Below are 2,403 nucleotides of genomic sequence, written 5' to 3' on the forward strand. Positions count from 1 at the left end.
GTTCATAGTCGTCGAGCCTGTCGATCTCGCTGTCGGAGGAATAACACTCGACCAGCACGTCGATCCTGCCGTTCAGCGCGGCGAGCTGCCGCAGGTAGACATCGCGGAAGTCGCCCACCTTGCCCCAGTGGTGCTTCTGCCGGGTCAGTCTTTCCTTCTGGATCGCAAACACCAGCCGGGAACCTTCCATCAGGCAGATGCTCGCATCCTGCGTCCGGTTCACGCCCAGTATCCTTGGTGCCTGGCTCATTCGTCGTCTCCTTGTTATTGGGGGTACCCGATTGGAGAGCCGCGCAGGAACTTGGTTCTTAGACAATGTCGGAAAATGCCTTTCCGTACGGAACCAATCCGCCCCGACTTGGTCTATCGCCAATGCAATGGATTTGCATGATTTTGGACAACACGGGTGACAGACATGAAGTGGTTCTATGAATGGCGGTTGAAGCGGATCCGCGCCGAAATGGCAATGCTCGAGAGTGCCACCAAGATACGTTTGCAGGACGATTACACCGGCCACTCCCGGCTGCGCGTGCTGCAAAAGGTGGAAAACAACCTGCTCAAGCGCCTGGGCAGGTACGACACTGCGCCGCCAGGGAAAGAACTGGCGGAAGCACCGGCCGACCTCAAGCAGACAACCTGAGGACGGTGGCAGGATCGGAGGCGGGCCTAGTGCCTGCCTCTTTTTTTCATCAGAACGAAAGCCCACATGAAACTGAATGCCTTCAAATTGCTGTTCCTGCTGGTGGCGGCATGCTCCGCCGCCTTTGCCGCCGATGCGCCGTCCCTTGAAGCACCGGACGCGCTGGTCAGGCGCATCACCGACGATGTGATGGAAACCGCCCGCACCGACAAGGAAATCAAGGCCGGCAACCGCAAGCGCATTCTCCAGGTCGTCGAGCAGAAAATCCTGCCGCATGTCGACCTGGAACGTACCGTGTCGCTGGCAGCCGGCCGCCACTGGCGCGACGCGACGCCGCAGCAGCGGCAACAGCTGACCACAGAATTCCGCACCATGCTGATCCGCACTTACGCCGGCGCGCTGTCGCTGGTCGGCGACCAGAAGCTGGTGTACAAGCCGCTGCGCGCGGCGCCGGATGACACGGAAGTGACGGTGCGCTTTGAAGTCCGCCAGCTGCGCGGGCGGGATCCGGTCGAGGTCAGCTACCGTCTTTACAAGGCGGCGGATGGCTGGAAGGTGTACGACGTCAACGTGCTCGGCGTCTGGCTGGTGGAAACCTACAAAAGCAGCTTTTCCGCCGAAATCGACAGGAGCGGGATCGATGGGTTGATCCGCATGCTTGCGGAGAGGAATCGGGAGCTGGCGGCGCGAGCCGGGACGGCATAGCGCGTGTCGTGAACTAGGGGCGGGCGCGCGGTCTCTATAGAGCGGCGCAAGTGCCATTGCATGTTGCGCTCCGGAAGACTCTTGCCACGCAAAATCGACCGCATGCAGACAAGCCGCCCCCTTATCCTGCCGCGCCCGCTGCAGGCTCGCCTGGATGCCGCCGTCCATGACTTCGTGCAGGGCGATGCGCGCTTCGATGCGGATTTTTTATCGCCCGCGGGCGAGCCGGCCTTTACCGACCCCGATTCCATTTCCTGGCAGGTGTTCAAGAATCCGCTGTCCCTGTTTGTCGGCGGCATCGCCGCGGTCATCCTCGAACTGGCCGAGCCGCGCGTGCGTGCCGGCGTGTGGGAGCACACGGCCTTCCGCGACGATCCGCTGCAGCGCATCCGGCGCACCGGGCTGTCGGCAATGATGACGGTGTACGGCGCCCGCAGCCGCGCCGAGCGGATGATCGCGCGGGTGGCCGCCATGCATGCACGGGTGAGCGGCACGGCGGACGACGGCCGTCCCTACCGCGCCGACGATCCGGAACTATTGAACTGGGTGCATGCCACTGCGCGCTTCGGTTTCCTCGAAGCGTACGCGGCATGGGTCGATACGCCGGATGCCATTGCGCGCGCACGCTTCCATCACGAAGGCATTGTGACCGCACGCCTGTACGGCGCGCACGGCGCCCCTGCGACGCAACAGGAACAGGACCTGCTGTTCATGGCCATGCGCGACCAGCTGGAAGCGTCGTCCGTGATCTTCGAGTTCCTCGACATCGTGCGGCGCGTCAACCTGTTGCCGTCCGCCATCGGCGGCCTGCAGGAACTGCTGGTGAAGGCCGCCATCGACATCCTGCCGGAATGGGTGCGCGAACGGCTCGACCTCGGCAGTCCGTGGGACCTCAAGACCTGGCAGCGGCTCGCGCTGCGCCGCGCGGGCGCGGCGATCGACCGCATCCCGCTGCGCTCCGCGCCGGCGGCACAGGCATGCCGGCGGGTTGGACTGCCGGAGGATTTTCTGTACACCACCCGGCCTTGGCACTAGAGGGTGAGCGCATATCGCTGCCC

At 63.7% G+C, this 2,403-nt stretch carries 4 protein-coding genes; 3 read left to right on the forward strand and 1 reads right to left on the reverse strand.

Annotated features, from left to right (window positions below):
- On the reverse strand, window positions 1-250 hold a 250-nt coding region (locus tag AYR66_RS10050; protein WP_272938330.1), incomplete at its 3' end, for a carbamoyltransferase N-terminal domain-containing protein.
- A 165-nt stretch (window positions 251-415) separates the two neighbouring features.
- Between AYR66_RS10050 and AYR66_RS10055 the strand changes: the two genes are divergently transcribed.
- From AYR66_RS10055 to AYR66_RS10065, 3 genes are all read left to right on the forward strand, one after another.
- A complete protein-coding gene (locus AYR66_RS10055) occupies window positions 416-640 on the forward strand; it encodes a hypothetical protein (protein ID WP_088707383.1) in 225 nt (74 codons plus the stop codon).
- 66 nt (window positions 641-706) lie between these two features.
- Window positions 707-1,345 carry an MlaC/ttg2D family ABC transporter substrate-binding protein gene (locus AYR66_RS10060; RefSeq protein WP_170942110.1) on the forward strand — a complete coding sequence of 213 codons (639 nt, stop codon included), beginning with the start codon at window positions 707-709 and terminating at the stop codon, window positions 1,343-1,345.
- A gap of 81 nt (window positions 1,346-1,426) precedes the next feature.
- Window positions 1,427-2,380 (forward strand): oxygenase MpaB family protein, encoded by a 954-nt coding sequence (locus tag AYR66_RS10065; protein WP_234814870.1) that lies wholly within the window; start codon window positions 1,427-1,429, stop codon window positions 2,378-2,380.
- Window positions 2,381-2,403 lie beyond the last annotated feature (23 nt).

This window comes from Noviherbaspirillum denitrificans (assembly GCF_002211445.1).
Lineage (GTDB): Bacteria > Pseudomonadota > Gammaproteobacteria > Burkholderiales > Burkholderiaceae_D > Noviherbaspirillum > Noviherbaspirillum denitrificans.